Genomic DNA, 24,831 nt, shown 5'->3' with positions numbered 1-24,831 from the left:
TCCTCGGACGCTGGACTGCTCACTCGCCACCTCCCTGCGGACGGGACCCGGACCTGTCGTCGGGAACGGCCTCCGGGGGTTCTCCCGCGGGTCTGCTCGACGGCGTCAACGACGTCGGCGCGACGCCGGTGCCTGACCCGAAGAGCTTCTGGTAGGCCTGCCGGCCGTAGGTGAGCAGGTGCTGGCGCATGCCGAGGATGCCCTGCGGTCGGAAGATCATGAGGATGATCAGCGCGAGACCGAAGACCAGGAAGCGGTACTCGGGCTCGAACTGGAACCGGTCGGGGATGTAGGACACCAGGAACGCCCCGACCACGACACCGATCTTGTTGCCCTGCCCGCCGAGGACCACCGCGGCGAGGTAGAGGATCGAGGTGGTGACGTCGAAGCGCTGGTTGTTCACGAAGCCGACCTGCGCGGCGAACAGCGTGCCCGACAGGCCACCGACCGCGGCACCGATCGCGAAGGCCCAGATCTTGAACCGGTAGGTCGGGACGCCCGTGAGTTCGGCGGCGTCCTCGTCCTCGCGCACGGCGATCCACGCGCGCCCGACCCGCGAGCGCTCCAGGTTCCCCATGAACAGCAGGACGATGATGACGATGGTGACCGCGAGCCAGTAGAAGCCCTGAGCGTCGTTCTGGGTGAAGATCGGCGTGCCGTCGGAGTACGTGCCGCCGGGCCGCGCGATGTCCTGGAAGCCCCGGTTGCCGCGCAGCGGGTCGATGTTGTCGGCCAGCAGGCGGACGATCTCGCCGAAGCCCAGCGTGACGATCGCGAGGTAGTCGCCGCGCAGCCGCAGCGTCGGCGTCCCCAGGATGACCCCGGAGATCATCGTGACGACCATGGCGATCGGCACGATCACCAGCCACGGGAAGCGCACGCCGAGCTCGGAGTCCGGCGACGAGAGCAGCGCCGCGGTGTAGGCGCCGATCGCGAAGAAGCCGACGTAGCCGAGGTCGAGCAGGCCGGCCTGCCCGATGACGACGTTCAGCCCGATCGCGATGAGCGCGAACACGGCCGCGTTGAACAGCGCGATCGGGAACGAGGTCGCCGGCTCCGTGGTGATGATCGGCGGGTTGAGGACCGGCAGCAGGTAGATGATCGCCGCCACCGGCACGAGCAGGCCCCACTGCTGGGCCCGGGTGCGGGCGTTCCACCAGCGCGAGATCTCGCCGCGGCGGCTCGGCTTCGCCGGGGTCGCCGGGGCCGGGCGCTCTTCCGTCGTCGTCATACTCTCGCCTTCCCGAGCGACTCGCCGAGGATCCCGGTCGGCCGGAACATCAGGACGCCCACGAGCAGCACGAACGCGACGACGTCACGCCAGTCGCCGCCGAACAGGGACTGCCCGTAGTTCTCCGCGATCCCGAGGATCAGCCCGCCGAGCAGGGCGCCGCGCAGGTTGCCGATGCCGCCGAGGACGGCCGCGGCGAACGCCTTGATCCCGAGCAGGAAGCCGCCGTTGAAGACCGCGCCCTGCGGGATCGTCATCAGGTAGAACAGCGCGGCCGCGCCGGCGAGCAGGCCGCCGAGCAGGAACGTGATCATGATGACGCGCTCGCGGTTGACGCCCATGAGGGTCGCCGTGGCGGGGTCCTGGGCCACGGCGCGGACGCCGCGGCCGAGGCGGGTGCGGTTGACGAACGTGTCGGCGATGACGAACAGCGCGAGCGCCGCCACGATGATGATGATCTGCAGGTTCGTCACCGGGGCGCCGAAGATGCGGAAGACCGGCTCGGGCGGCAGCAGCCGGATCGTGCCCTCGGGGTTCGACCCGCGGGTGATCCGGAAGACCTGCTGGATCACGAACGACGCGCCGATCGCGGTGATGAGGAACGCGAGGCGCGGCGCGTTGCGCTTGCGCAGCGGCCGGTAGGCCACGCGTTCGAGGATCACGGCCGCGACGCCCGCGAGGATCATGCCGACGGCGCCCGCGAGGACCAGGTTGGCGATGATGCCCGCGAGCGGGACGTTCGGGGTCTGCCCGGGCTGGAAGCCCAGCGCGAGGAAGGTGAAGTACACGCCGAACACCCCGATCACGAAGATCTCGGAGTGGGCGAAGTTGATGAGCTGGAGCACCCCGTAGACCAGGGTGTAGCCGAGGGCGACCAGGGCGTAGATGCTCCCGTAGGAGAGCCCGTTGATCGTGTTGGCCCAGAAGCGGTCGAGGAACAACCCGACGTCGAAGTTGATCCACGGCCCGGTGCCCTGGGTGACCAGGTCCGTGACTGCGGTGAGGGTGTGGATGACGCTCTCCCTGGGGGCGCCGGCGGCCGGGTCCGGGTGGGCCGGCCGGGGGAACGCGGCGATCGTGTCAGACGCCGCGGGGGCGGACGTGCGACGGCCGCGCCCGGGCGGGTGGCCCGGACGCGGCCGTCGAGGTGGTGATCAGCCGGAGATCGGCGAGTCCGTGACGATCTTGTCGCCGTCGACCCGGTAGACGTACACCGGCGTGTCGGTCAGCTCACCGTTGGGCTGCCACTGGAACTTCTTCGTCAGGCCCTGGCCGTTGTAGGACTTGACGAAGTTGAGCAGCGCCGGACGCGAGTTCGCGCCCTTGTCGATGCCCTGCAGCAGGATGGTCGCGGCGTCGTACGCCTCGGCCGAGTAGGTCTGCGGCGGGGTGTTGTAGGCCTGCTGGTAGGCCTGCGTGAAGGCGGTGAAGCCCTCCTGCGGGACGCAGGGGCAGGTCAGGAACGAGCCGTTGGCCGCACCGGCGGCGTTGACCACGTACTGCTCGTCCTTGACGCCGTCCGGGGCGACGAACGGCGTCTGGACGCCGGCGTCACGCAGCTGCTGGATCAGCGGCGCGGCCTCGGTGTAGTAGCCGGCGTAGAAGATCGCCTGCGGGGCGGCCTGCTGGATCTGGCCGACCGTCGCGGAGAACTCCTTCTGGTTGGTCTTCACGTCGCCCTGGCAGGACGCGACCTGCGGGCCGAGCGCCTGCGAGACGGCGGTGGCGAGGCCGATGCCGTAGTCGGAGTCGTCCTTGATGACGCAGATCTTCTGCGGGTTGAACTTCCCCTGCATCCACTTCGCGGCGGCCGGCCCCTGGACGGCGTCGTTGCCGAGGCCGCGGAAGAAGTTGGTCCAGCCGTTCTGCGTCAGGCCCGGGTTGGTGGCCGACGGCGTGATGTTGACCAGGCCCGCGGCGTTGAGCGCCGGACCGACGGCCTTCGATTCGCCCGAGAAGGGCAGGCCGACGATGCCGAGGACGGCCTGGTTGTTGATGACGGCCTGCGTCGGGCCGACGGCCGTGTCGGGCGTGCCGCCCGAGTCGGCCTTGACCAGGGTGACCTGGCAGCCCGCGTTGGCCTGGTTGTGCTGGTTGACCGCCAGCTCGGTGGCGTTGGCGATCGCCTGGCCGAGCGCGGCGTTCTGGCCGGCGAGGGTGCCGACGTACGCGATCGAGGTGCCGGGCGCGCACCGGCCCTGGCCGTCACCGGCGGGCAGGACGGCGTTGTTGGGCTGGGCGGGGGCGGGGGCTGCGCTGGTCTGCGCCGGACCGCTCCCGCTCTGGTTGGCGCAGCCGGAGAGCACCAGAGCCGCTGCCGCGACCAGGGCGCCCGCGGCGGCGAACCGACGTCGGACCACTGAAACAACCTCCATGCTGGTGTGCTCGCAGAGCGACCGTTGAAGTTCCAAACTCCGCCGGTCGGGTGGGAAACATAGACCCAAATCTCTGCGAGGAACAGCAGGCGTCCCGTTGGTATCGGAGCCGTAACGTCGGGTTCGCCGGTTGTGAGGGGCCGGTGAGCGCAAGCGCTTAAGGTTGGGTACGCTCCGGGGTCCAGCGCCCTCCGACCAGCCGATACACCGCGACGGCGTCGGTGCTGACGTCCCCGAACCGGTCGAACGAGAGAGGCCCGGTGACTCCGTCCGCGTCCGTGGACTGGACCGCCTGGTCTACCGCGGGTCGTTGATCGGTCGACCACTCTCCGCCACCACGACCATTCACCACGGCCGCCACAGCGTCGAGCACGACGTTGGCCGCGTCGAAGCTGAAGGCGCCGTACTCGCCGTAGGACTCGGCGTACCCGCCCGCCCGGTAGGCGGCGAGGAAGGCCTGGGCGCCGGGCATCGTCTCCGGCGGCGCCCCCACGGAGGTGCCGAGGTCGCCGTCCTGTCCCCCGGCCGCGGCGTAGGCGGGGTTGACCATGCCGTCCCCGCCCATCACCGGTCCGCCGGCACCCGCCAGGGCCTCGGAGAGCGGTCCGCCCGCGGGGTACTCACCGCCGTAGAACACGGCCTGCGGGCGGGCGGCGCGCACGGCGGCGACGGTGGCGTCGCGGGCCGAGGCGGGCGCGCTCGCCGGGAGGGTCTGGCGGAGCACCACCTGCCCGCCGCGCGTCTGGAACTGCTTGACGAACTCCCCCGCGATGCCCTCGCCGTAGGTGTTGCCGTCACTGACCACCGCGACCCGGGTCCGTCCCGTGCCCGCCAGGTAGTCGGCGGCGAGCGGTCCCTGCACCGCGTCGGTGGCGACCACGCGGAAGTAGGTCTGGTACTGCCGCAGCGGGGCCGTGACGGGGTTGGCCCCGCGGGTCAGCGAGACGTTCGTGTTGCCCGGCGACACCTGCACGACGCCCGCGTCGCTCAGCACCGGCTGCACGGCCTGCGCGGTCGAGGAGTTGTACGTGCCGACGACCCCGACGAGGCTCGGGTCGGCGACCAGCTGCCGGGCCGCCTGCGCCCCCGTCGCCGGGTCGGCGCGGTCGTCCCGCGCGTCGAGCGCGAGGCGGTAACCGGGGATCGCGCACCGCTCGTTGGCCTGCCGGACGGCGAGGTCGGCCGCGTTGCGCATGCCCGCCCCGACGTTCGCGAGCTCGCCGGACAGCGGGGCGATCAGACCGAGGGTCAACGTGCCCCGGTCGGTGCCGCAGTCCCCCGGCGAGGAACCCCCCGCCCCGCAGGCCGTGAGGGTCAGGGCAGCCGCGACCACGGCCGTCACCAACGCTGCGGTTCGCCTCATGGCCGGACACCGTAGGTCACGATCAGGTGAACCCCGGGGGCGGGTACGTCCGTTACTGCAGGTCAGCGTCGTCGGTCACTCACGCGGCCGATCGACGCACCGTCACCGTGATCGTCTCGGGGCCGGCGCCCCTCGGTCAGCCGAACGTCTCGATGACCGCGTCCGCAACGACCTTCATCGAGGTGCGCCGGTCCATCGCGGTGCGCTGGATCCAGCGGAAGGCGTCCGGCTCGGTCATCTTCTTCTTGGCCATGAGCAGGCCCTTCGCCCGCTCGACCGCCTTGCGGGTCTCCAGCCGCTCCGTGAGGCCGGCGACCTCGTCCTCGAGCGCGCGGACCTCGGCGAACCGGCTGGCCGCCACCTCGATCGCCGGTACCACGTCGGTCTTGGTGAACGGCTTGACCAGATAGGCCATCGCGCCCGCGTCGCGCGCCGAGTCCACGAGCTCGCGCTGGCTGAACGCGGTCAGCATCACGACGGGGGCGATCCGCTCCTGCGCGATGGTGGTGGCGGCCTCGAGCCCGTCGGTGCCCGGCATCTTGATGTCCATCATGACGAGGCCGGGCCGCAGCTCGCGGGCCATCTCCACGGCCTGCGCCCCGTCGGCGGCCTCGCCGACGACGTCGTAGCCCTCCTCGCGGAGCATCTCGACGAGGTCCATGCGGATGAGCGCCTCGTCCTCCGCGACCAGGACCCGGAGCGCCTCGCGGGGCGCCTCCTGCGGCTCGGGGGCGGTGTCCGCCTCGGCGACGATGTCCGCGGCCTGCTGGCTCATGGGCGGGTCCTCCTGTGCGCGTCTTTGCCGCTCGTACCGCCCTACGTCTCCCCCGAGGGGCGGGCCGAACCTCGTTCCCGTCGCTGGCGGGCTCGATTCAGTGCAGCCTAGCGAGCTGTTCCGGTCGGCCGTCGACGACGAGCGTCATGATGAGGGCGCTCTCACAGTGCGCGGCGACGACCTCGGAACCGCGCGTGTGGCCGTGCGCGCCGCGGCGAGAGCTGCACCAGGCAGCCCGACCCGCCCGCCGACCTGCTCCATGTGCCACTCGCGGCGAGATGGTGCCCCCGGTGGGATTCGAACCCACACTGTATGGAGTTTGAGACCATTGCCTGCTGCCAATTGGGCTACGGGGGCTACTCCGCTCGGTCGTGCAGTTCCCGATCCTAGTGCAGTCGGCTGCGCGTCCGAGATGCGGTACTGGGTCGGTCGCTCCCATCCTCGACCTGATTGTCAGGGGTTCGGGCCACCATTCCGCCGTGCACGATCGCGCCGCGGTGGACGCCGCTCTCGCCCTCTTCGACGACGGCCTGGCCATTCGTGCGATCGCGCGGCGACTGGGCCTCCCGCCGACCACCGTGTGGCACTGGTGCCGCGGTCGACGGGACGAGTCCGTGTCCGAGGACTCGCGGCGGGAGCGCTGCGCGCGGTGCCACGGGACCGACCTCGACCGGCACGAGTACGCCTACCTGCTCGGCCAGTACCTCGGAGACGGACACATCTCGGTCGGTCGCCGCGCGGTGGCGTCGCTGTCGGTGTTCTGCGCCGACGACTGGCCGGGGATCCGGGACGAGGTCGACCGGGCGATGCGAGCGGTGATGCCCACCTCGTCGGTCTCCCAGGTCGTCCGGACGGGCTGCCGGGAGGTCAAGAGCTACTCGACCCACTGGGCCTGTCTGTTCCCGCAGCACGGGCCGGGACGGAAGCACGAGCGGCCGATCGTCCTGGCCCCGTGGCAGGAGGACGTCGTGCGCGAGCACACCGGACGTCTGCTGCGCGGGCTCATCCATTCCGACGGGTGCCGCACCCTGAACTGGGCGCGTCCCCGACCCGACGGGAAGCGCTACGTCTATCCGCGGTACTGGTTCTCCAACCAGTCGACCGACATCCTCGACATCTGCTCCCGGGCGCTCGACCGGGTCGGGATCGAGCACCGCCGTCCGCGGTGGAACGCGATCTCGGTGGCTAGGAGGGCCTCGGTCGCGCGACTGGACGAGTTCGTCGGGCCGAAGTACTGAGAGCCGCGCTCAGCGCTGCGCGAGCCGGTGCCCGGCGTCGTGGACGAGGTCGGTGAGCAGTTCGCCGACGTGGTGGTCCCGGGCGCGCGAGAGGACCCGCCGGCCGTCGCGGCGTTGGGTGATGAGCCCCACGAGGCGGAGCTTCGCCAGGTGCTGCGAGACGGCGGGGCGGGCGACACCGAGCCGTTCGGCGAGGGTCGAGACGTCGAGCTCGCCGCCGCAGAGCAGCCACAACAACCGCAGGCGCGTCGGGTCGGCCAGCATCCGCAGGCCGTCGACGACCTCCTGGACGCGGTCCTCCGCGGGCAGCTCCTGCCACGGGTCGACCGGTTCAGTGGTGTTGCGTGCGCACACGAGCACGTATGTTGGCACGTGTTCCCGCCGGGCACCATCGTGGAGGTCGAACGATCATGACGAGCTCGACGCCGATCCGTCGTTCCGTGGCCCACCCGACCCACCCGACCCAGCAGCACCAGGAGCGTCGCCCGTCCCGCCCCGCGGTGCACGCCTGCGGTCGCGGCGACACCGGGTCCGGGCGAGCCGCCGTCGTCACCCAGGTCCGCGCCCTGCACGACGCGCTCGCGGCGTGTCCGGACCTGAAGCCCGGTCCACGGACGAACGAGATCTTCGGCCGCCTGGTGGCCCTCGCCGTCGACCCCACCGCCGCCCGCGAGGCGGACGCGGTCCTGGCCGACCCCGCCGTCGAGACCCTCCTCCCCGCCCTGCGGCAGCTCTGCGCGGCCGGGGAGTTCGAGCTCGAGCGCCACTGGGCTCGCCGGGTCGTCGCGGCGCCCGACCCCGCCGCCGAGCTCGCCCGCTTCCCCTACCACCGGAACTACGTGGACCTGACCCGGCTCGAGCACCACGCCGTCTCCGGACTCATCCCGGAGCAGGTCGGGCGCGTGCTGTTCGTCGGCTCCGGTCCGCTGCCCCTCACCTCGATGCTGCTGGCCGAGCGGTACGGCTGCGAGGTCGACAACCTCGACCGCGAACCCGAGGCGGTCACCCTCGGGGCGGCCCTCACCGACCGGTTGGGGCGCACGGGTCTGCGGTTCGACGTCGGGGACGTGATCGACCGGCACGACCTCGCGGGCTACGACCTGGTCTACCTCGCCGCCCTCGCCGGCCTCGACCCCGACGCCAAGCTCGGTCTGCTCTCGCACCTCGCGCGGACCCTGACGCCCGGCACGCTGGTCCTGGCCCGCAGCGCCCACTCCCTGCGTGGCCTGCTCTACCCGGTGCTCGACCCGCACGACCTGCCCGGCATGGACACGCTGTCGGTGGTCCACCCGTTCACCGACGTCGTGAACTCGGTGGTCGTGGCCCGGGTCCGAGCTGCGTGACGTGATGCGTGTGACCGGAGGCGCGTGATCAGAGGCGCGTGAGCCGCCGGCGGTTGCCGCGGACCGCGCGGTGCACCGGGGCCAGCACGTCACCGACGTAACGGGCCACGTCGGTGGGCGGCCGCGTCACCGCGATCCGTCCGGCCTCGGTGAACGCCGCCGCCTTCTCGGTGACCATCCGACGCAGCTCGCGGCGCTCCTTCGGCCCCGGCGGGCGTCCGGTCGCGACGATCCGCGCGGTGCGCACCCCGATCACGATCGGTGCGGACACCGAGATCTCGACGAGCTGGAGCCACGGTCGTACCCATCCGGCCATGTCCGCGACGGTACCGACGCCCGCCGGGTCGGTTCGGGTCACGCACGGGACGCGGCCGGCAGGCGGAGTACCGGCAGCAGCGATCGGGCACCCTCGGCGACCGGTGTCGGGGCGAGGGGGCCGTGATGGCATGGGAAGCGGTCGCCGACGTCGACCAGCTCGAGGAGGGCGAACCGCTCCGCGTGGATCTGGAGGGCACGCCCGTCTGCGTGGTGCTGCTCTCGGGCACCGAGGCCTGCGCCGTGCACGACACGTGCACGCACCAGGGCCAGTCGCTCTCGGAGGGGCACGTCACCCCGGAGGACGAGATCGTCTGCCCGGCCCACAACTCGACGTTCGACCTGCACACCGGCGAGGCGCGGGGCATCCCGGCGGTGGCGCCCGTCGCGAGCTTCCCCTGCCGTGTCGACGACGGCGCGGTGTGGGTGGACGTCTCCGGCCCGTGACGAGGCCCGCGGCCCGTCTCAGCCCTCCAGGGCCGCGACGATGCGGGCCTCGGCGTCGGCGAGGTAGGCGTCGAGCTCGGCGGCGGCGTCCTCGAGGCGCCCCTGCTCCACGAGGTCGGCGACGGCGGCGTTGCGCTCCAGGTAGGGCGCGTGGAAGTCCTCGACGGCCCCGATGCGGTGGAAGATCAGACGCATCTCGGCGAGCAGCAGGGCCATCCACGCGTCGAGCCGGGTACTGCCCGCGAGCCCGACGACGGCGCGGTGGAAGTGCTGGTTCGCGTCGGCGACGCCGGTCCAGTCCCCGGACGCCGCGGCGGCCCGCCCCTCCTCCACCGCGGCGCGCAGCGCCTTGCCCCCCAGCGGGTCCGCCGCGTGCACCCCGTGGCGCACGGCCCCGGGTTCGACGAGGCGTCGGGCTCGGTAGACGTCCCGGACGTCGGCGACACCCGGCGTCGCCACGAAGACCCCCCGGTGCTGGGCGCGGGCGAGGATGCGCTCGGCGATGAGCTGGCTGAACGCCTCGCGCAGCGTGTTGCGCGAGACCGACAGCGCGTCGCAGAACGCCTGCTCCGGCAGCCGCACGCCCGGCGCCAGCCGCCCCTCGACGACCTGCTCGCGGACCGCGTCGGCCGTCCGCTCGGCGGTCGTCGCCGTCGGCACGATCCGCGCACGCGCCAGCGCCGCGAGGGCGTCGGCGGCCGCGTCGGTCACGATCGACAGCGTACGGCGTTCGCCGGATCGTTGAACGATCGCTCCGGCCCGGCGCCCGACGGAGGTCCGGCATCGACGGTCGTCGAAGGATCCGTGCTCGGCGTCGCCCGGATCAGCACCGGGTCCCTGCTCGACCGCGCGGCCGTGCACCGGACCGTCGAGTCCGCCACGGCCGAGCGCGACGCCCGGCCGGCGACACCGGGTCCTGCGCCGAGGACCGGGACCCGGAGGTCAGAGCTCCTCGAGGTCGTAGGCGTCGTCTCCGACCCACACCCGCAGTCCCTCGGCGTCGTCGGTGATCGCGCCCTCCTCCTCCTCGGAGAGCTCCCGCGAGGCCCCCAGGGCCGCCTTCGAGTAACGGATCCGACCGTCCCCGAGGTCCTCGGGCCGGTACTCGCGGGCCAGGACCGCCGTGCGCGACCGCGTGGCCAACAGTTCCGCGTTCTCGGGGCCCACCTCGGCGATCCATTCGTTCATGGCGCCGATCCCACTCCCCCGACGCCGGGTCCACCAAGATCCGTGTCCCGGTGGCAGCTCTTGCACCCGGCGTCAGGACGGGTCGGGGCCGGTGAGCCACGCGGCGGCGTCGAGACGGGGTGTCACCCCGTCGCTGACCGCGCGCAGCACGTCCTCGAATCCGGCGACGCGCTCGACGTCCAGCCCCTCCAGCCGCCCGGCGCGGGCCCGGTCGAAGGCACCCGCCGAGAGGGCGAGCACCTCCCGGCCCTCCGCCGTCAGGCGCACGAGCTTGCGGCGCGCATCCGTCGGATCGCCCGCCCGCTCGGCGTATCCCAGCCCGACGAGCCCGTCGACGGTCTTGCCCGCGGCCTGCTTCGACACCCCGAGGCGCCGCGCGAGCTCCACGGCGGTGACCCCCTCCGCGCCGACCGCCTGGAGGGCGAAGCCGTGGGAGGGCCGCACGTCGGGATGTCCCCGGGCGGCGAGCTCGCCGTGCACCTCGTCCACGAGGTCGCGGAAGACCGCGAACAGGCGCAGGGCGAGTTCTCCGCCGGACATCGCCCTTCCCGAAGAAGACAACTCGGTTTACCGTTCTCGTCGACAACCAGGTTGACCATCCTACCGAGGAGCCGACGTGACCGTCATCCGCCGGGCCGACACCCGCCGCACCGAGACCCCCAACGCGGTCATGACCACCTACGCCTCGCCCAGCCTCGGCGGGAGCGCCCACGCGCTCTGGCAGGTGGAGATGGCCGCCGGCGCGGCGGGACCGGTGCACGTCATGGACGGCGAGCAGGTGTGGACCGTCCTGCGCGGCGCGGCGAGCATCGACGTCGGGGGCGCGACCCACGCGATCGGACCCGGCGACTCGGTCGTGCTCGCCGCCGGGAGCACCCGTCGAATTCACGCCGATCCCGACGACGGCCTCGTCGCCCTGGTCACCGGCCCGGGCGCCGCGCACGCCGTCGTCCCCGGCGGCGAACCCACCGTGCCGCCCTGGATGGCCTGACCCGCCGTCAGGAACGCAGCCCCGCGCGGATCGCCGCGGCGACCGGGAACGGCGACTCGAGGTCGACCGGCCCGACGGGCTCGAGCGGCGGCTGGGCCATCAGACGCGGCCGCGTGCCGTGGTGCGGCTGGGCGGAGTGGACGAGGAACGGGTGGCACAGGAACACATCGCCCGCCGCCCCGTGCGCGGTGACGACCGGCCGGTCCGCCGAGGCCGGCACCACGTCCCTGCACACCGCCATCCACTCCCGCCCCTCGTCGCCGGCCTCGACGAGGAAGGACGGGACGTCGAGGTGCGACCCGACCCGAATGCGGGTGGGGGCGTCGTCCGGGCCCACGTCGGCGAAGAGGAACAGCATCAACAGCGCCCGGCCGGCGCTGCGGAGGTTCACCCGCGGCCCGCCGTCCGGGCCCGCGAAGCTCCCCTCGAGGTGCCACCCGTCGTCGCCCGGCTCCTCGGACGAGGGGAACCGCACCGGGATCGTGCCGAGCCCGGTCCGCGGGAGCCACCGGCCCGGCCCGACGAGCTGGTCGAAGGCCTCGTGCAGCACCGGTGCCTGCGCGGCCGCGGCGAACGGCGGCGTCCCGAAGCCGTCGAGCCGCCGGACCGGCACGGTCCAGGTCGACGGGTCGTCCGGGGACTCGGGCAGCGCCGCCCAGATCTCGTCCGCGCACGCGTCCGCGACGGCCCCTGGGAACGCCCCGCGGACCGCCACGAACCCGTCGTCGACGAAGTCCCGGATCTCGTCGGCGGTCAGCATCACCGACCATCGTCGCGGCCCTGTCGAGCTACTTCTTCTCGGCCTCGGCCACCTTCTCGATCACGGTGAGCACGCTGTCGGGGTTGAGCGACATCGAGTCGATGCCCTGCTCGACCAGGAACTCGGCGAGCTCGGGGTGGTCCGACGGGCCCTGGCCGCAGATGCCGACGTACTTGCCGTGCGCGTGCGCCGTCTCGATGAGCATCGAGATCATCTTCTTGACGGCGGGGCTGCGCTCGTCGAACAGGTGGGTCAGGCGGTCGTCGTCGCGGCCGATCCCAAGCGTGAGCTGGGTGAGGTCGTTCGAGCCGATCGAGAACCCGTCGAAGCGCTCGGAGAACTCGTCGGCCTGCAGCACGTTCGACGGGATCTCCGCCATCACGTAGACCTGCAGCTCGTCCCGGCCCCGCTCGAGCCCGAACTCGGCCATCGTCTCGAGGACGCGGTCGGCCTCCTCCGGGGTGCGGCAGAACGGCACCATGACGATGACGTTGGTGAAGCCCATCTCGACGCGCACGCGGTGCAGCGCGCGGCACTCGAGCGCGAACGCCTCCTTGTAGTCGTCGCTGTAGTAGCGCGAGGCGCCGCGCCACCCGAGCATCGGGTTCTCCTCGTCGGGCTCGAAGGTCGTCCCGCCGATGAGGCCCGCGTACTCGTTCGTCTTGAAGTCCGAGAGCCGCACGACGACGGGCTCCGGGTACTGCGAGGCCGCGATCACGCCGATCCCGCGGGCCATCTGCTCGACGAAGTACTCCTCGTTCGAGTCATAGCCCGTCGTCAGCTCCTCGATCCGCGCCCGCGCCTCGTCGTCGACCCGGTCGGGGTGCAGCAGCGCGAGCGGGTGGGCCTGGATCACGTTGTTGACGAGGTACTCGACGCGCGCGAGCCCGATGCCGTGCGCCGGCAGCCGCCACCACTGCATCGCCGCCGCGGGGTTGCCGATGTTCATCATGACGCGGGTCTTCGTCTCGGGGACGTCGTCGAGCGAGAGGTCCTCGACGGTGTACTCCAGCAGCCCCTCGTAGACCTGGCCCTGGTCGCCCTCGACGCAGGAGATCGTGACCTCCTGGCCGTCGGAGAGCGTCGTCGTGGCGTCGCCGGTCCCGACGATCGCGGGGACGCCGAGCTCGCGGGAGACGATCGCCGCGTGCGAGGTCCGGCCGCCGCGGTCGGTGACGATGGCCGCCGCCTTGCGCATGATCGGCACCCAGTCCGGGTCGGTCATCTCGGTGACGAGGACCCGACCCTCCTCGAAGGTGTCGATGTCGTCGGCGGAGGCGATGAACTGGCACGCACCCGACGCGACGGCCTGCCCGATGGCGAGCCCGCTGACGACGACCGTGCCGGTCTCGTCGAGGCGGTAGGTCTGCAGCGTCCCGGCGCCGGCGTTCGACTGCACGGTCTCGGGCCGGGCCTGCACGATGAACAGCTCGCCGGAGCGGCCGTCGCGGGCCCACTCGATGTCCATCGGCCGGTCGTAGTGCTTCTCGATCGTCACGCCCCAGCGCGCCAGCTCGAGGATCTCGTCGTCGGAGAGGACGAAGCGGTTGCGCTGCTCGGTCGGCGTGTCGACGTTCTCGGTGGTGTCGCCGGCCTGCTCGGGGTCCCCCCCGTCCTTCTTCCTGGCTGCGTACTGCAGCGTCTTCTCCTTCGCCCCGACCGACTTCTCGACGATCGGGACCACCTTCTCGTTGTCCAGGAACGGCTTGTAGACCGTGTACTGGTCGGGCGTCACCTCGCCGCCGACCACGTTCTCCCCGAGGCCCCAGGCCGCGTTGATGACGATCGTGTCGGGGAAGCCGGTGTCGGAGTCGATGGTGAACATGACGCCGGCGCTGCCCTCGTCGGAACGCACCATCTTCTGCACGCCGACCGAGAGCGCCAGGTCGAGGTGGTCGTAGCCCTGCTCGGTGCGGTAGGCGATCGCCCGGTCCGTGAACACCGAGGCGAAGCAGTCCTTGCAGGCGCGCATGAGGTCGTCGGCGCCGGTGATGTTGAGGTAGGTGTCCTGCTGGCCCGCGAAGCTCGCGTCCGGCAGGTCCTCGGCGGTGGCGCTGGACCGCACCGCGACATCGACGTTCTCCGTGTCGTACCGGCGCGACAGCTCGGCGTAGGCCTCGCGGATCGCCTCGGCGGTGTCCTCCGGGAACTCCGCCTTGGTGAACTCGTCGCGGATCGCCGCGCCGACCTCGGCGAGCTTGTCGCCCTCCGGGTCGAGCCCGTCGAGCAGCTCCCGCACCCGGTCGTCCAGCCCGGAGGCCGAGAGGAACGCGCGGTAGGCGTCCGCGGTCGTCGCGAAGCCCCCGGGGACGCGGACCCCGGCCGACTCGAGGTTCTGGATCATCTCGCCGAGCGAGGAGTTCTTCCCCCCGACGGCGTCGACGTCGCCCGACGACAGCGTCTCCAGCCAGCGCACGTGGTCCATCTCGGCCCCTCCGTCCCGGGTCCGCACGACGACGCGCGGACCTCACACGCCGTTCAGATTCCCTGTGATCATCGATCGGAAAACCGTCCGGCTGCGTCACCCGGCCGAACGGACGGGGCCGGCCGTCGTGTGCGCGGGCTCACAGCCGCCGCTGTCACGACGGCGCCCGGCTGTCGGTCTTCCCCGGGACACGAGCGAGGAGGTCGGCCATGACGGTCCAGGAGAGGTTCCCGACCACGGGTGCGTGCGGGTCGCGCGCCGGGGCGCGGGTGGTGGTGCTCGGCGGCGGGTACGCAGGTCAGCTCGCGGCGCAGGCGCTGGCGGTGCGGACCGACGCGGCGGTGACGCTCGTCGACGAGGCCGACCGGTTCGTCCAGCGCGTCCGGCTGCACGAGGTCGCGGCGGGCAGCGCCGCAGCGGCGCCCCGGTACACCGACCTGCTGGCCGGCACCGGGGTGCGCTTCGTCCACGACCGCGCGGAGGCGCTCGACCTCGCGGCCCGCCGGGTCGACCTGCGTGACGGCGGGGCGCTCAGCTACGACCTGCTCGTCCACGCCCTCGGCAGCCACGCCGACCCGCACGCGCTGCCGGGCCCGGTCGAGGACGTCTCCACCGCCACCGGCGCGGCCCGGCTGCGCGACCGGCTGGCGGCGGGAGCGCGCCGGGTCGCGGTCGTCGGGGCCGGGCTCACCGGGATCGAGCTCGCCACCGAGCTCGCCGAACGCGGCCACACGGTCACCCTCGTCACCGACGGCACCCTCGGCGCGGACCTGTCCGAGCGCGGCGCCCGGCACGTGCGCCGGGTCTGCGGGCGCCTCGGCGTCGTCGTGCGCGAGGGGGTGCGGGCCGTGGCGGCGGACGACGCCGGGCTCGATCTGGCCGACGGCACCCGGGTCGCGGCCGACGTCGTCGTCGGGACCGTCGGGTTCGCGGTCCCGGACCTCGCCCGTCGCGCGGGCCTCGCGGTGGACGACGACGGGCGGGTGCTGGTCCGGCCCGACCTCCGGTCGACCTCGCACGCGGACGTGCTCGCCGTCGGCGACGCGGCCGCGCCGACCCGCCCGGACGGCACTGTCCTGCGCATGGCGTGCGCGACCGGGCTCCCGCAGGCCCAGCAGGCGGCCCGGACCGTCGCGGCCCTGCTCGCCGGCACCGAGCCCGCCCCGCTGCGCTTCCGGTACGCGCTGCGGTGCGTCAGCCTGGGCCGCCGGGACGGGCTGGTGCAGTTCGTCCACGCGGACGACTCGCCGCGCGAGGCCGTGCTCACCGGTCGGCTCGCCGCGGCCGTGAAGGAGGCGATCGTGGTCAACGCACTGCGCGTCCAGCGCCACCCCCGGATCCCGACGAGCGCATGACGGCCGCACCGGATGCACCCGACGACGCCGAGGTCTTCGAGGCCGAGCGCGGCCGGCTGACCGGGCTCGCCTACCGGATGCTCGGCGAGCTGCACGAGGCGCAGGACGTCGTGCAGGACGCGTGGCTGCGCTGGTCCGGCACGCTCGACGAGGTGCGCGACCCGCCCGCCTGGCTCACCCGCGTCGTCGTCAACCTGTGCCGCAACCGGCTGACCTCGCTCCGGGTGCGGCGCACCGAGTACGTCGGGCCGTGGCTGCCCGAGCCCGTCGCCCCGAGCACGGACCTCGGGCCGCTCGACACCGCCGAGCAGCGCGAGACCCTCTCGCTCGGGGTGCTCCAGCTGATGGAGGCCCTCTCCCCCGCCGAGCGGGCGGTGTTCGTGCTGCACGAGGCGTTCGGGCACCCGCACGCCGAGGTCGCGACCCTGCTCGACCTCCCCGAGGCCACCGTCCGCCAGCACCTGCACCGGGCCCGCGAGCGGGTGCGCGGTCGGCGGCGGTTCGAGGCCGACCCGGAACGCGTCGCCGACCTGCTGGCCCGCTTCCTCGCCGCGGCTGCCGGGCAGGACCTCGGTGCCCTGGAGGAACTGCTGGCCGACGACGCCGTCGCGGTGTCCGACGGCGGCGGTGTGGTGAGCGCCGCGCGGCGGCCGGTGGAGGGCGGCGCGCGGGTGGCCCGGTTCGTGGCCGGGCTGGCGCGCCAGGCCGCGGCGGCGACCATCGAGGTGGGCGTGCTCAACGGCGCGCCCGCGGTGCTGGTGCGCGTCGGCGGGGCGCTCACGGTGGTGATGCAGGCGGACTTCGACGCGGACACCGGGCAGCTCGTGCGACTCGCCGCCCAGCTCAGTCCGGGCAAGCTCGCCGGTGTGCAGGCAGCATGACCGGATGACCTCACGCGAGGCGGTGGCCCGACGCTACGGCGAGCACCTCACCGACCGTGACCTGCTCGCCCTCACCGATGACCGGCCCGACCAGGTCCCCGCGCTGCGCCGCCGTCCGGAGCTCGTCCTCGACCTGCTCGACCGCCCCGCGGTCGCGGACGCGGTCCTCTCCGCCACGCACGACCCCGGGGAACGGTTCCGGTACGTCTCGCCGTTCCTCGTGTTCGCCGCCGCGGTCCACCGGACGGCGAACGCGCTGGTCGGCCGGACCTCGGTGCTCGACCGCACCGGGCCGCGCGCCCGGATCCCGGTCCTCGACGGTCCCGTCCTGGCGGCGTTCCCCGCCGACCCCGCCCACCGGCTCTTCCTCGCCGAGCTGCTCGCCTCCTACGCGCGTCTGACGTCGGGCGTCGCCTGGCGCCGTGACGATCGGGGGCGACCCCGCGGCCGCCGGTGGGACGAGCTCGACCTGCCCCGGCTCGCCGAGCTGCTCGCCGACACGCCCGAGGACGCCCGTCCCGGCGTGTGGCGCCGGATCGGCGACGGCGCGCTGTTCCTCGCCGGGGTCTTCCCCGAGTACGCCGAACGCACCTACGGCTCCACGGGAACCCGCCACCTCGGCCGTGCGACCGGCTTCCGGCTCGCGACCGACGGGCCGGTGAGCGACCTGCTCGAGGACCTCGCCGCACGGGCCTACCGGCAGACCCGCGGCGCCGTGCCGCCCGGCGTGGTCGACTCCCCGCGCTCCGCGCGTCGCCTCCTGACCCTCGTCGCCGACCAGCACCTGCACCACGACGCCGTGATCGGGCCCGGCCGGTGAAGGGCGGTCTGCTGCCCCTGCTCGTGATCGTCGCCGTGCCGGCGTTCGTGGTCGGGACACTCCTCGGCGCCGGGCCCGCCGCGGTGGTCGGCGCGTTCGTCGCGCTGTTCGGGCTGATCACGTCCCTCGGCGGACCGCTCTGGCCGGACCTGCGCCGTCTCGCGGTCCTGGCCCCGGTCCTGTTCGGCGCGGCGGTCGGGCCCCGTCTGCTCGCGGACGTGTCCCGCCCCGCCGCCTTCGCCCTGATCGTCGTGATCGTGACGGCGGGCGCGCTGCTGCCGCTGCGTGGCTCCCGGTACACGACGACGGCGCTCGGGCTCGGCATGGTCACGCTCTTCGCCTACGGCATCCCGCTGCTCTCCCCGGCGAGTTCGTGGCAGTTCGTGCTCGCCGCCGCGGCCGGCGTCATCGTCGCCCTCGTGCTCCGGCTCGCCTTCGGCCTCGCCGACCCCTCGAAGCCGACCCGGGCGGCCGTGGCCGACCTGCTCGACGGGGACGGCGACGTCTCCGAGGCGGTCTCGCTCTGGCACGCCGACGGTCGTCGGCGCTGGCTCGGGACGGTGCTGCAGGAGGCCGGACGCTTCCGGCTGGCCCGGCGCGCGGCCGAGGCGTTGGCCCGTCGGTCCGACGCCGAGGACCCGGCCCTCGAGGACCTCCGCGCCCGCGCCCACGAGGTGGCCGACCGGGTGCGGGCGAAGCGCAGCGAGGCGCCCGAGGTGACCACACCCGACGTCGGGAAGGATCCCGTGCTCGCCGCACACGCTGCACTGGACGCGATCGACCGGGCGGCCGGAGCGCGCGACGACGATCCGGTGCCGATCCCTCCCGGGGCCCGGCGGGACCTCCGCTCGGTCCCGCTGACCGGGTGGCTGCGGACCGCGCAGGTGCGGCACGCGCTCCGGACCGGGCTCGGCGTGCTGGCCGCGCTGCTGCTCTCGGTGCGGCTGCGCCCCGGCGACCCGCTGCTCCCGACGCTGCTCATGACGACGTTCGGCGTCCTCCAGGCCAGCTGGCGCGACACCCTCGGGAAGGCCTGGCCGAAGGTGGTGGGGCTGGCCGCGGGGTCGGCGGTGGTGATCGTCGTGATCCTGCTGGTGCCGGCCGCCGCGTACGCCCCGATCGCGGGCGTCGCGCTGGTGATCGGGCTGTCGACCATCACCACGCGGCCGGCGCTCGGGAGCGCCGCGATGGTGTGCATGAGCGTCGCGATGAACTCGTCGCTGCGCCACCTCGACCCGGTGGGGACGCTGGTCGAGTACGTGCTGCTGACGGCGGGCGCGCTGGTGATCGCGGTGGTCGTCGGCTTCGCGGTGGTGCCGGGGGTGCGGCCGCCGGCGCTCCGGGTGCGGGTCGAGGACGCGGTGTCGGCGACGGTCGCCGCCGTCCGGTCCCTCGGCGGTCACCGGGGCGACGTGGTCGCCGCGCAGCGGGCGGCCCTGCGCGCCACCGCCGACCTCACCCCCGACCACGACCGGCTCACCGCCGACCAGCAGGCCGACCTCGACCGCTTCCGCGAGGGCCTCGTCGACCTCCGCGTCCTCGCCACGGCGTCCGTGCTCGATCCCGACGACGAGCACCCCGCCGTCGGGCGATCGCTCGCGGTGCTCGAGGGCACCGCCGAGCCCGATCCCGACGACGGGGTGCTGGTGGCGCTGGCGGGCGAGGTACGCGGGATCCGGGATCACCTCTTGTCCTAAGTGGGCGCCCGCTTACATACTGGCTCCCGGCGAGAGGAGCCCTCCGATGAACGACCGCGCCCGCACGACCCCGTCCCGCGGCCCCGCCGTGGTCATGGCCGTGGGCCTCGGATGGATCGGCGGCCACTTCGCCGGCCCCGGGCTGCTTCCCGACCAGCTCCTCGTCGCCGCGGTGCACCTGCTGCCCGTAGCCCTCGTGCTCCTCGCCGTCGCCGATCTGGGGGTCATCGGCCGGACGCGGCGCGGCGCCGTCCTGCTCACCGGGGTCGCCGTGGCGATCAAGGTGGCGACCGTGCTCGCCGTGATCATCACGATCGCCGACCCGACGGGCTTCGGCCCGCACTCCGTCGCCGACTGGATCCCGATCGGGCTGGCCAACGCCGGCGGGGGACTGTGGCTGCGCGAGGTCCTGATCGGTCGAAGGCAGGCACTCGCATGACACGGCGGCTCCCCCGGAGCGAGCGCCGCGTCGAGATCCTGGCCGCCGCGCGCCGCCTGTTCGCCGAGCGCGGCTTCGACGCCACCACCACGCGGGAGATCGCGGCCGCGGCGGGCGTCAGCGACGCGCTGATCTACCGGCACTTCGCGAACAAGGAGGACCTGCTGCGGGGCATCGTCGACGACGGGATCGCGCGGTTCTCGGCCCTGGGCGGCCCGCCGCCGGGCGACGTGCGATCACGTGACCTGCTCGAGCACGTCGGGGTCGCGTTCGTGGCGGCGTGCTCCGAGCAGCTCGACCTGCTGGTCCTGCTCGTGAGCCAGCAGCACGTCCTCGCGGACGACACCCGGTTCGTCGAGTTCGTGCACGGCGCCGCGACCGGCCTCGGCCGGGTCCTCGCGCCCGACGATCCGACCTGGGGCTACCTGCTCGCCCGGTCGTTCATGGGCAGCCTGGTCGCCTTCGTCCTGCTCCAGCAGCGGCTCGGGCTCGACCGGGTCCATAGCGTCGAGGCCCGGGAGTACGTCCGCACCCTGGTCGCGGCCACTGTGCCCGGGGAGAACGGGCCGTGACCGGCGCGGTCGCCGCGGACGCCGTGGCCGTCGTCCTCATGGGCCTGCTGGCAGGCTGCTACGTCGACGGGAGCCTCGTGGTGGCTCCCGCCGGCCGGCGGTTGCCTGCATCGACGTGGGTCCGGGTCGAGCAGGCGACGACAGCCATGGGGTCGGTGCGCTACCGCGTCCTGCTGGCGACCGTCGTGATCGCCGACCTCGCAGCCCTCGCCCTCGGCGACCCGACCGTGACCGCGGTGTCCCTGCACGTCGGTGGGCTCGTCCTCGTGGTGGCGACGACGGTTCTCGTGACGGTCCGACGGGTGGTGCCGATCAACGCCCTCGTCCACACGTGGTCGGCCGACGACCCGCCACCCGCGTGGCACGACGTGCGCGACCGCTGGCGCCACCTGCACCACGGCCGCACCGTCGGCATGGTGCTCGCCTTCGTGATGCAGGTGGTCGCCCTCGTGACCCGGTGACCGTCAGCCCCGGTGCGCCCGGTAGGCGTGGACCACGGCGGCCGCGTCCTCGTCTCCGTGGCCCGCGCGATCGGCGGTCGAGAGGCGGTCGGCCAGCATCGCGAGCAGTCCGGTGAAGGTCCCCGACGAGTGCGCCGCGTCGAGGATCAGGTGCGTGTCCTTGAGGACCCCGTCGACCGCGAACGACGGCGTGAAGTCGCCCTCGATCATGCCCTTGCCCTTGAGCTGCGCGTACGGACTGTCGAGCGCCTGCCCGTCGATGGTGTCGAGGAAGAGCTGCGGGTCGAGGCCGAGGTCGCCGGCCAGCGCGATCGACTGCGCGACCCCGCCGACGACCGTCGACAGCCAGGCGTTCACCACGAGCTTCAGCCGGCTGCCGGTGCCGACGTCGCCCGCGTGCACCGTCTTCTGCCCGATCGCGTCGAGCGCCGGCTGCACGCGCTCGACGAGGTCCTTCTCGCCCGAGGCGAGGACCACGAGGTTCCCCTGCTCCGCCGGCCCCTTCGTCCCGACGACGGGGGCGTCGAGGAAGGCGACGCCCCCGTCGGAGGCCTGCCGCGCCAGCTTCTCGATGCCGTCGACGCCGACGGTGGACGTCTGGACCCACACGGTGTCCGTGCCGAACCGCGGGATGGCGTCGGCCATCGTCGAGGCCACCGCGTCCGCGTCGAACAGCATCGTGATCACCGCGTCGGCACCGTCGACGGCCTCGGCGGCGGTGTCGACCACCGTGGCGCCGTCGTCCGCGAGCGGGTCGGCCTTCTCCCGGGTCCGGTTCCACGCGCGGACCGTGTGTCCCTCGCGCAGCAGGCTGCGTGCCATGCCCGACCCCATCAGGCCCGTGCCGAGTACCGCCACCGTCATGCTCATGCCGGCCGGGTTCTCCACCGCCCGGTCGGCCACACGTGATGCTCGCCCGTGATCGCGTCGAGTGGTCCGGGAGCGCTGTCGCCGGAGCCCGCGGACAGCACGGGGACCACTCGACGACGTCGTGTTCACCGGCCCGCCACCCTGGTCGGGCACGCTGCCCGCCGTGCGCCGCCTCCTGCTCGTCGTCGCCGCCCTCCTCCTGGCGGCGTGCGGATCACCTGACCCTGCGCCACCCGCCGTCGGGAACACCGGGCCCGGACCCTGTTCCCCGACCACGACCATCGAGTCGTATTCCGACGCCCTCGAGGGGCGGGTCGCGAACCTGTCCGCGCTCGCGACGCGTCCGGACGGCACCGTGTACGCCCTGTCGGACCGCTCCGTGCTGTACACGCTGGACGCGACGGCGACGCGCGCGCTGGGCTCCGTCCCGTTGGCCGACCCCGCCGGGCAGCCGCTCGACTCCGAGTCGCTCGTGATCGACCGGGACGGCAGCCTGCTGATCGGTGACGAGACCGGGCCGCAGGTGCTGCGCTACTCCCCCGACGGCCGACTCCTCGGCGCCCTGCCGATCCCCGCCGACATCGTGGGGCGCACGCAGGACAACGCGACGTTCGAGGGGCTCGCGCTGCAGCCCGACGGCACCCTGGTCGCCTCGCTGGAGAAGCCGCTGACCGGCGAGGCCGACACCCGCCTGCTGACGTGGCGAGCCGGGGTTCCCGGGCCGGAGATCCCGATGCCGCTGCCGGCCGACCTCGGGGTCTCCGAGCTCGTCGCGGTCGGTGACGGACGCCTGCTCGCCCTCGAACGCGGCTACGACGAGACCACGGGCAACACCGTGCACCTCATGCTCGTCGACCCGCGGACGAGCCCGGCCGGCGTGACCGTCCTCGCCGATCTCGGCGCCTGCCCGTCGCTCGGAGCGACCGCGAAGCAGCCCCAGCGCAACCCGCTGCTCGACAACATCGAGGGCATGACGATCACGGGGCGCGACCCCGACGGCGCCCTCGAGCTGCTGTTGATCAGCGACGACAACGACAACCCGCAGCAGATCACGCGGACCTACCGGCTGCGGACGGTTCTCTGAGCCACACCCACCTCTCGTCGCGCGGTCGCCACCGCTGATCGTCGGCGCTCTCAGGTTCGGGGGTGGTCACAGCGCGCCTCCCTACCGTCGCGCCCCGTGCATCTCGCGACACGACGGACGATCTGGACGGCGGTGACGGCCCTGGTGCTCCTGGGGCCGGTGGCGCTGACGGTCTGGCGGACGGGCTCGGGGCGGCCGCTGTCGGTGATCCTGACGGCGGTGGGGGTGGTGGCGCTGCTGGCGATGGCGGTCACGATGGTCGCCCCGGCGCGGCTGCGGACCCTGACCCGCACGTTCGGGATCGATCGCATCATCGGCACCCACCGCTGGCTCGGGGTCGTCGCGATCGGCGCCGTCCTGGTGCACCTGGCGGTGGCGGTGGTCCGGTCGCCGAAGCTCTGGAACCCGTTCGCCGCGTCGCTGTCCATCCAGTGGGGCTGGCTGGCCACCGCCGCGATGCTCGTCGTCGGGCTCGTCGCCGCCTGGGGCCGCCGGTCGGGTCGACGCTACGAGGTGTGGGCGCGGGTGCACGTGCTGCTCGCCGCCGCCGCGATCGTGCTCGCCGGACTGCACGTGTTCTGGCTGGGTGACCTGCTGGAGGACCCGGTGATGCGCGTGGTCCTCTCCGCGCTGACCCTGGCGTTCCTCGCCGTCATGTTCCTGCGGTGGGTGTGGCGGCCCCTGTTCTCCCGGCACGGCGCGTACGTGGTCTACGGCGTGCGCCCGGAGGGTCCGTCCACCGCGACCCTCGTGCTCGCCCCGGTCCACCTGCAGCGCGGCATGCGCTTCCACGCGGGCCAGTTCGTGTGGCTGCGCCTCCGCCGTTCGGTCCTCGGCAGCGAGGAGCACCCGTTCACCATCGCCTCGTCGGCCCAGGTCACCGGCCGCCTCGAGCTGACCGTCCGCGGCAGCGGGGACTTCTCGACGACGTTGGCCTCGCTCCCGCCCGGCTCGCGCGTCTGGCTCGACGGACCACACGGGTCCTTCTCCGCCGCGCCCGAGGCGTCGGGTCTGGTGCTCATCGCGGGCGGGGTCGGGATCACGCCGATGATGTCGATGCTGCGCACGCTCGCCGACTCGCAGGACCCGCGCCCGCTCGACCTGATCGTCGCCCAACGTCCCGACGAGCCGCTCTTCGAGCCCGAGCTGGCGTCGTTGGCCCGTCGACTGGACCTGCGGGTCACCCGGACCTCCGGGCGGCGGGTGGACGCGGCGATGCTCGACGAGGTGGTCCCGGGCCGGGGCCGCCGCCACCTCGACTGGTTCGTGTGCGGCTCGCCGTCGCTCCTGGCGGGTTCCCTGGCGGCGATCGAGCAGCTCGGGGTCCCCGCCGAGCGCGTCCACACCGAGCAGTTCGGCTGGTCGGGCGCGATTCCGGTGCAGACCCGACGTCGGGTGTCCTCGCGCTGAAGTCAGCACCGTCTACACCCGCGTCCATGGTCGGTTGTGTCTGAGGGTGCGGGTGGGGTCGAGCCAGGCCGGTGGCCGGAACCAGGGCAGGTGATCGACCATGATCACGTCCCAGCCGCTGTGGTGGACCAGGTCGTGGTGATAGCGGCACAGGCACACCAGGTTGTCGGGTTCGGTCTCGCCGTCGTGGGCCCAATGCTGGATGTGGTGGATTTGGGCGGTGCGGGCGCGGCGGCGGCAGCCGGGGAACGCGCAGTGCCGGTCGCGGTGGGTGACGGCGCGTCCGGTGGCGGTGGGGATGGATCGGGTTTTGCGGCCGACGTCGAGGACCTCGCCCTTGGAGCCGAGGACGATCGGGATGACGTCGGCGTCGCACGCCAACCGACGCACGGTCTCGGGGCGGATCCAGGTGGAATCGCCGAGTAGCGCGAGTGCGGTGCTGGTGTCGGTGAGTTGTTGGCGCAGCGTCTCGTAGTCCAGGGTGACGGTGAGGGCGACCCGCTCCCGCCCGGGCAGCGTCATGCCCGCCGGATCCGGTGGAGTCCACGGCCGGTGCGGCGGGGGCTGGTCGACTGGTGGCTCATCGGGGCCGGGGTCGGGGTCGGGGCCGGGGTCTGGGTCGGGCGGGCCGGCGCCGAACAGCGGCTCCTCGGTGGCCTCGCGGTCGGTGGCCTCGCGGTCGGTGGCCTCGCGGTCGGTGGCCTCGCGGTCGGTGGCCTCGCGGTCGGTGGCCTCGCGGTCGGTGGCCTCGCGGTCGGTGGCCTCGCGGTCGGTGGCCTCGCGGTCGGTGG

The 24,831-nt window shown here is 73.3% G+C and carries 27 protein-coding genes and 1 tRNA gene; 13 read left to right on the top strand and 15 right to left on the bottom strand.

Annotation, left to right across the window (positions count from 1 at the left end):
* Positions 1-19 precede the first annotated feature (19 nt).
* The 6 genes from QSK00_RS08565 to QSK00_RS08540 all read right to left on the bottom strand — a co-directional run bounded on the left by QSK00_RS08565 (position 20) and on the right by QSK00_RS08540 (position 6,101).
* Entirely contained in the window at positions 20-1,231 is a 1,212-nt protein-coding gene (locus QSK00_RS08565) for a branched-chain amino acid ABC transporter permease (protein ID WP_285589601.1), read from the bottom strand.
* Positions 1,228-2,172, bottom strand: a complete 945-nt coding sequence (locus QSK00_RS08560) for a branched-chain amino acid ABC transporter permease (RefSeq protein ID WP_285589598.1) — start codon at positions 2,170-2,172, stop codon at positions 1,228-1,230. The genes QSK00_RS08565 and QSK00_RS08560 overlap by 4 nt, the downstream gene beginning before the upstream one ends.
* Positions 2,173-2,385: 213 nt before the next feature.
* The gene (locus QSK00_RS08555; RefSeq protein ID WP_285589596.1) at positions 2,386-3,591 is read right to left on the bottom strand and encodes a branched-chain amino acid ABC transporter substrate-binding protein; all 1,206 of its coding nucleotides are present in this window, start codon (positions 3,589-3,591) and stop codon (positions 2,386-2,388) included.
* 172 nt (positions 3,592-3,763) lie between these two features.
* On the bottom strand, positions 3,764-4,969 hold the full coding sequence (locus QSK00_RS08550) for a branched-chain amino acid ABC transporter substrate-binding protein (RefSeq protein WP_285589594.1): 1,206 nt from the start codon (positions 4,967-4,969) through the stop codon (positions 3,764-3,766).
* A gap of 136 nt (positions 4,970-5,105) precedes the next feature.
* Positions 5,106-5,744 (bottom strand): ANTAR domain-containing response regulator, encoded by a 639-nt coding sequence (locus tag QSK00_RS08545; protein ID WP_285589591.1) that lies wholly within the window; start codon positions 5,742-5,744, stop codon positions 5,106-5,108.
* A 279-nt stretch (positions 5,745-6,023) separates the two neighbouring features.
* Positions 6,024-6,101 (bottom strand) — tRNA-Leu (locus QSK00_RS08540).
* 122 nt (positions 6,102-6,223) lie between these two features.
* On the opposite strand from QSK00_RS08540, the gene QSK00_RS08535 reads away from it, so the two are divergent.
* Entirely contained in the window at positions 6,224-6,982 is a 759-nt protein-coding gene (locus QSK00_RS08535) for a helix-turn-helix domain-containing protein (RefSeq protein ID WP_285589589.1), read from the top strand.
* A 9-nt stretch (positions 6,983-6,991) separates the two neighbouring features.
* Here the strand turns inward: QSK00_RS08535 and QSK00_RS08530 are convergent, their stop codons facing one another.
* Complete coding sequence (locus tag QSK00_RS08530; RefSeq protein WP_285589587.1) at positions 6,992-7,336, bottom strand: ArsR/SmtB family transcription factor; 345 nt, start codon at positions 7,334-7,336, stop codon at positions 6,992-6,994.
* A 56-nt stretch (positions 7,337-7,392) separates the two neighbouring features.
* On the opposite strand from QSK00_RS08530, the gene QSK00_RS08525 reads away from it, so the two are divergent.
* On the top strand, positions 7,393-8,325 hold the full coding sequence (locus QSK00_RS08525) for a nicotianamine synthase family protein (RefSeq protein WP_285589585.1): 933 nt from the start codon (positions 7,393-7,395) through the stop codon (positions 8,323-8,325).
* 28 nt (positions 8,326-8,353) lie between these two features.
* Here QSK00_RS08525 and QSK00_RS08520 read toward each other — a convergent pair whose 3' ends face one another.
* The gene (locus QSK00_RS08520) at positions 8,354-8,641 is read right to left on the bottom strand and encodes a hypothetical protein (protein WP_285589583.1); all 288 of its coding nucleotides are present in this window, start codon (positions 8,639-8,641) and stop codon (positions 8,354-8,356) included.
* A gap of 125 nt (positions 8,642-8,766) precedes the next feature.
* Between QSK00_RS08520 and QSK00_RS08515 the strand changes: the two genes are divergently transcribed.
* The gene (locus QSK00_RS08515; protein ID WP_285589582.1) at positions 8,767-9,087 is read left to right on the top strand and encodes a Rieske (2Fe-2S) protein; all 321 of its coding nucleotides are present in this window, start codon (positions 8,767-8,769) and stop codon (positions 9,085-9,087) included.
* 18 nt (positions 9,088-9,105) lie between these two features.
* Here QSK00_RS08515 and QSK00_RS08510 read toward each other — a convergent pair whose 3' ends face one another.
* The 3 genes from QSK00_RS08510 to QSK00_RS08500 all read right to left on the bottom strand — a co-directional run bounded on the left by QSK00_RS08510 (position 9,106) and on the right by QSK00_RS08500 (position 10,815).
* Positions 9,106-9,798 carry a GntR family transcriptional regulator gene (locus QSK00_RS08510; protein ID WP_285589579.1) on the bottom strand — a complete coding sequence of 231 codons (693 nt, stop codon included), beginning with the start codon at positions 9,796-9,798 and terminating at the stop codon, positions 9,106-9,108.
* Positions 9,799-10,029: 231 nt separating this feature from the next.
* Positions 10,030-10,275 carry a hypothetical protein gene (locus tag QSK00_RS08505; protein WP_285589577.1) on the bottom strand — a complete coding sequence of 82 codons (246 nt, stop codon included), beginning with the start codon at positions 10,273-10,275 and terminating at the stop codon, positions 10,030-10,032.
* Between the two features lie 72 nt (positions 10,276-10,347).
* A complete protein-coding gene (locus QSK00_RS08500) occupies positions 10,348-10,815 on the bottom strand; it encodes a MarR family winged helix-turn-helix transcriptional regulator (RefSeq protein WP_285589576.1) in 468 nt (155 codons plus the stop codon).
* A gap of 76 nt (positions 10,816-10,891) precedes the next feature.
* Between QSK00_RS08500 and QSK00_RS08495 the strand changes: the two genes are divergently transcribed.
* Entirely contained in the window at positions 10,892-11,266 is a 375-nt protein-coding gene (locus QSK00_RS08495) for a cupin domain-containing protein (protein ID WP_285589575.1), read from the top strand.
* Between the two features lie 7 nt (positions 11,267-11,273).
* Here the strand turns inward: QSK00_RS08495 and QSK00_RS08490 are convergent, their stop codons facing one another.
* Positions 11,274-12,026 carry a phytanoyl-CoA dioxygenase family protein gene (locus QSK00_RS08490; RefSeq protein ID WP_285589573.1) on the bottom strand — a complete coding sequence of 251 codons (753 nt, stop codon included), beginning with the start codon at positions 12,024-12,026 and terminating at the stop codon, positions 11,274-11,276.
* A gap of 28 nt (positions 12,027-12,054) precedes the next feature.
* Entirely contained in the window at positions 12,055-14,451 is a 2,397-nt protein-coding gene (gene ppsA, locus QSK00_RS08485; protein ID WP_285589571.1) for a phosphoenolpyruvate synthase, read from the bottom strand.
* Positions 14,452-14,660: 209 nt separating this feature from the next.
* On the opposite strand from ppsA, the gene QSK00_RS08480 reads away from it, so the two are divergent.
* Genes QSK00_RS08480 through QSK00_RS08450 form a run of 7 tightly spaced genes read left to right on the top strand, consistent with a single transcriptional unit; the run spans position 14,661 to position 20,676 of the window.
* Entirely contained in the window at positions 14,661-15,806 is a 1,146-nt protein-coding gene (locus tag QSK00_RS08480) for an NAD(P)/FAD-dependent oxidoreductase (protein ID WP_285589569.1), read from the top strand.
* A complete protein-coding gene (locus QSK00_RS08475; protein ID WP_285589567.1) occupies positions 15,803-16,687 on the top strand; it encodes a sigma-70 family RNA polymerase sigma factor in 885 nt (294 codons plus the stop codon). Before QSK00_RS08480 ends, QSK00_RS08475 begins: the two co-directional genes overlap by 4 nt.
* A 4-nt stretch (positions 16,688-16,691) precedes the next feature.
* Positions 16,692-17,507 (top strand): hypothetical protein, encoded by an 816-nt coding sequence (locus QSK00_RS08470; protein ID WP_285589564.1) that lies wholly within the window; start codon positions 16,692-16,694, stop codon positions 17,505-17,507.
* Positions 17,504-19,204, top strand: coding sequence for an FUSC family protein (locus tag QSK00_RS08465; protein WP_285589562.1), 1,701 nt, complete (start codon positions 17,504-17,506; stop codon positions 19,202-19,204). The genes QSK00_RS08470 and QSK00_RS08465 overlap by 4 nt, the downstream gene beginning before the upstream one ends.
* Positions 19,205-19,250: 46 nt before the next feature.
* Positions 19,251-19,643, top strand: a complete 393-nt coding sequence (locus QSK00_RS08460) for a hypothetical protein (protein WP_285589560.1) — start codon at positions 19,251-19,253, stop codon at positions 19,641-19,643.
* The gene (locus tag QSK00_RS08455) at positions 19,640-20,215 is read left to right on the top strand and encodes a TetR/AcrR family transcriptional regulator (protein ID WP_285589557.1); all 576 of its coding nucleotides are present in this window, start codon (positions 19,640-19,642) and stop codon (positions 20,213-20,215) included. The genes QSK00_RS08460 and QSK00_RS08455 overlap by 4 nt, the downstream gene beginning before the upstream one ends.
* Complete coding sequence (locus QSK00_RS08450) at positions 20,212-20,676, top strand: anthrone oxygenase family protein (protein WP_285589554.1); 465 nt, start codon at positions 20,212-20,214, stop codon at positions 20,674-20,676. Before QSK00_RS08455 ends, QSK00_RS08450 begins: the two co-directional genes overlap by 4 nt.
* A 3-nt stretch (positions 20,677-20,679) precedes the next feature.
* On the opposite strand, the gene QSK00_RS08445 is transcribed toward QSK00_RS08450, so the two are convergent.
* Positions 20,680-21,546 carry an NAD(P)-dependent oxidoreductase gene (locus QSK00_RS08445; protein WP_352231107.1) on the bottom strand — a complete coding sequence of 289 codons (867 nt, stop codon included), beginning with the start codon at positions 21,544-21,546 and terminating at the stop codon, positions 20,680-20,682.
* Positions 21,547-21,709: 163 nt separating this feature from the next.
* On the opposite strand from QSK00_RS08445, the gene QSK00_RS08440 reads away from it, so the two are divergent.
* Together QSK00_RS08440 and QSK00_RS08435 are read left to right on the top strand one after the other, a co-directional pair.
* Positions 21,710-22,630 (top strand): esterase-like activity of phytase family protein, encoded by a 921-nt coding sequence (locus QSK00_RS08440; RefSeq protein WP_285589550.1) that lies wholly within the window; start codon positions 21,710-21,712, stop codon positions 22,628-22,630.
* A 96-nt stretch (positions 22,631-22,726) separates the two neighbouring features.
* Positions 22,727-24,040 carry a ferredoxin reductase family protein gene (locus QSK00_RS08435; RefSeq protein ID WP_285589548.1) on the top strand — a complete coding sequence of 438 codons (1,314 nt, stop codon included), beginning with the start codon at positions 22,727-22,729 and terminating at the stop codon, positions 24,038-24,040.
* 12 nt (positions 24,041-24,052) lie between these two features.
* Here QSK00_RS08435 and QSK00_RS08430 read toward each other — a convergent pair.
* The coding region (locus QSK00_RS08430; RefSeq protein WP_285589546.1) for an HNH endonuclease signature motif containing protein at positions 24,053-24,831 on the bottom strand (779 nt) is incomplete at its 5' end.

The organism is Actinomycetospora sp. NBRC 106378 (assembly GCF_030269685.1).
GTDB lineage: Bacteria > Actinomycetota > Actinomycetes > Mycobacteriales > Pseudonocardiaceae > Actinomycetospora.
This window is presented reverse-complemented; position numbering and strand designations above follow the sequence as displayed.

Coding starts and splice junctions, on each gene's coding strand:
- QSK00_RS08515 (WP_285589582.1), top strand. CDS start 8,767: ATGGCATGGGAAGCGGTCGCCGACGTCGACCAGCTCGAGGAGGGCGAA.
- QSK00_RS08545 (WP_285589591.1), bottom strand. CDS start 5,744: ATGAGCCAGCAGGCCGCGGACATCGTCGCCGAGGCGGACACCGCCCCC.
- QSK00_RS08445 (WP_352231107.1), bottom strand. CDS start 21,546: ATGAGCATGACGGTGGCGGTACTCGGCACGGGCCTGATGGGGTCGGGC.
- QSK00_RS08480 (WP_285589569.1), top strand. CDS start 14,661: ATGACGGTCCAGGAGAGGTTCCCGACCACGGGTGCGTGCGGGTCGCGC.
- QSK00_RS08500 (WP_285589576.1), bottom strand. CDS start 10,815: ATGTCCGGCGGAGAACTCGCCCTGCGCCTGTTCGCGGTCTTCCGCGAC.
- ppsA (WP_285589571.1), bottom strand. CDS start 14,451: ATGGACCACGTGCGCTGGCTGGAGACGCTGTCGTCGGGCGACGTCGAC.
- QSK00_RS08525 (WP_285589585.1), top strand. CDS start 7,393: ATGACGAGCTCGACGCCGATCCGTCGTTCCGTGGCCCACCCGACCCAC.
- QSK00_RS08460 (WP_285589560.1), top strand. CDS start 19,251: ATGAACGACCGCGCCCGCACGACCCCGTCCCGCGGCCCCGCCGTGGTC.
- QSK00_RS08565 (WP_285589601.1), bottom strand. CDS start 1,231: ATGACGACGACGGAAGAGCGCCCGGCCCCGGCGACCCCGGCGAAGCCG.
- QSK00_RS08455 (WP_285589557.1), top strand. CDS start 19,640: ATGACACGGCGGCTCCCCCGGAGCGAGCGCCGCGTCGAGATCCTGGCC.
- QSK00_RS08520 (WP_285589583.1), bottom strand. CDS start 8,641: ATGGCCGGATGGGTACGACCGTGGCTCCAGCTCGTCGAGATCTCGGTG.
- QSK00_RS08475 (WP_285589567.1), top strand. CDS start 15,803: ATGACGGCCGCACCGGATGCACCCGACGACGCCGAGGTCTTCGAGGCC.
- QSK00_RS08470 (WP_285589564.1), top strand. CDS start 16,692: ATGACCTCACGCGAGGCGGTGGCCCGACGCTACGGCGAGCACCTCACC.
- QSK00_RS08505 (WP_285589577.1), bottom strand. CDS start 10,275: ATGAACGAATGGATCGCCGAGGTGGGCCCCGAGAACGCGGAACTGTTG.
- QSK00_RS08490 (WP_285589573.1), bottom strand. CDS start 12,026: ATGCTGACCGCCGACGAGATCCGGGACTTCGTCGACGACGGGTTCGTG.
- QSK00_RS08550 (WP_285589594.1), bottom strand. CDS start 4,969: ATGAGGCGAACCGCAGCGTTGGTGACGGCCGTGGTCGCGGCTGCCCTG.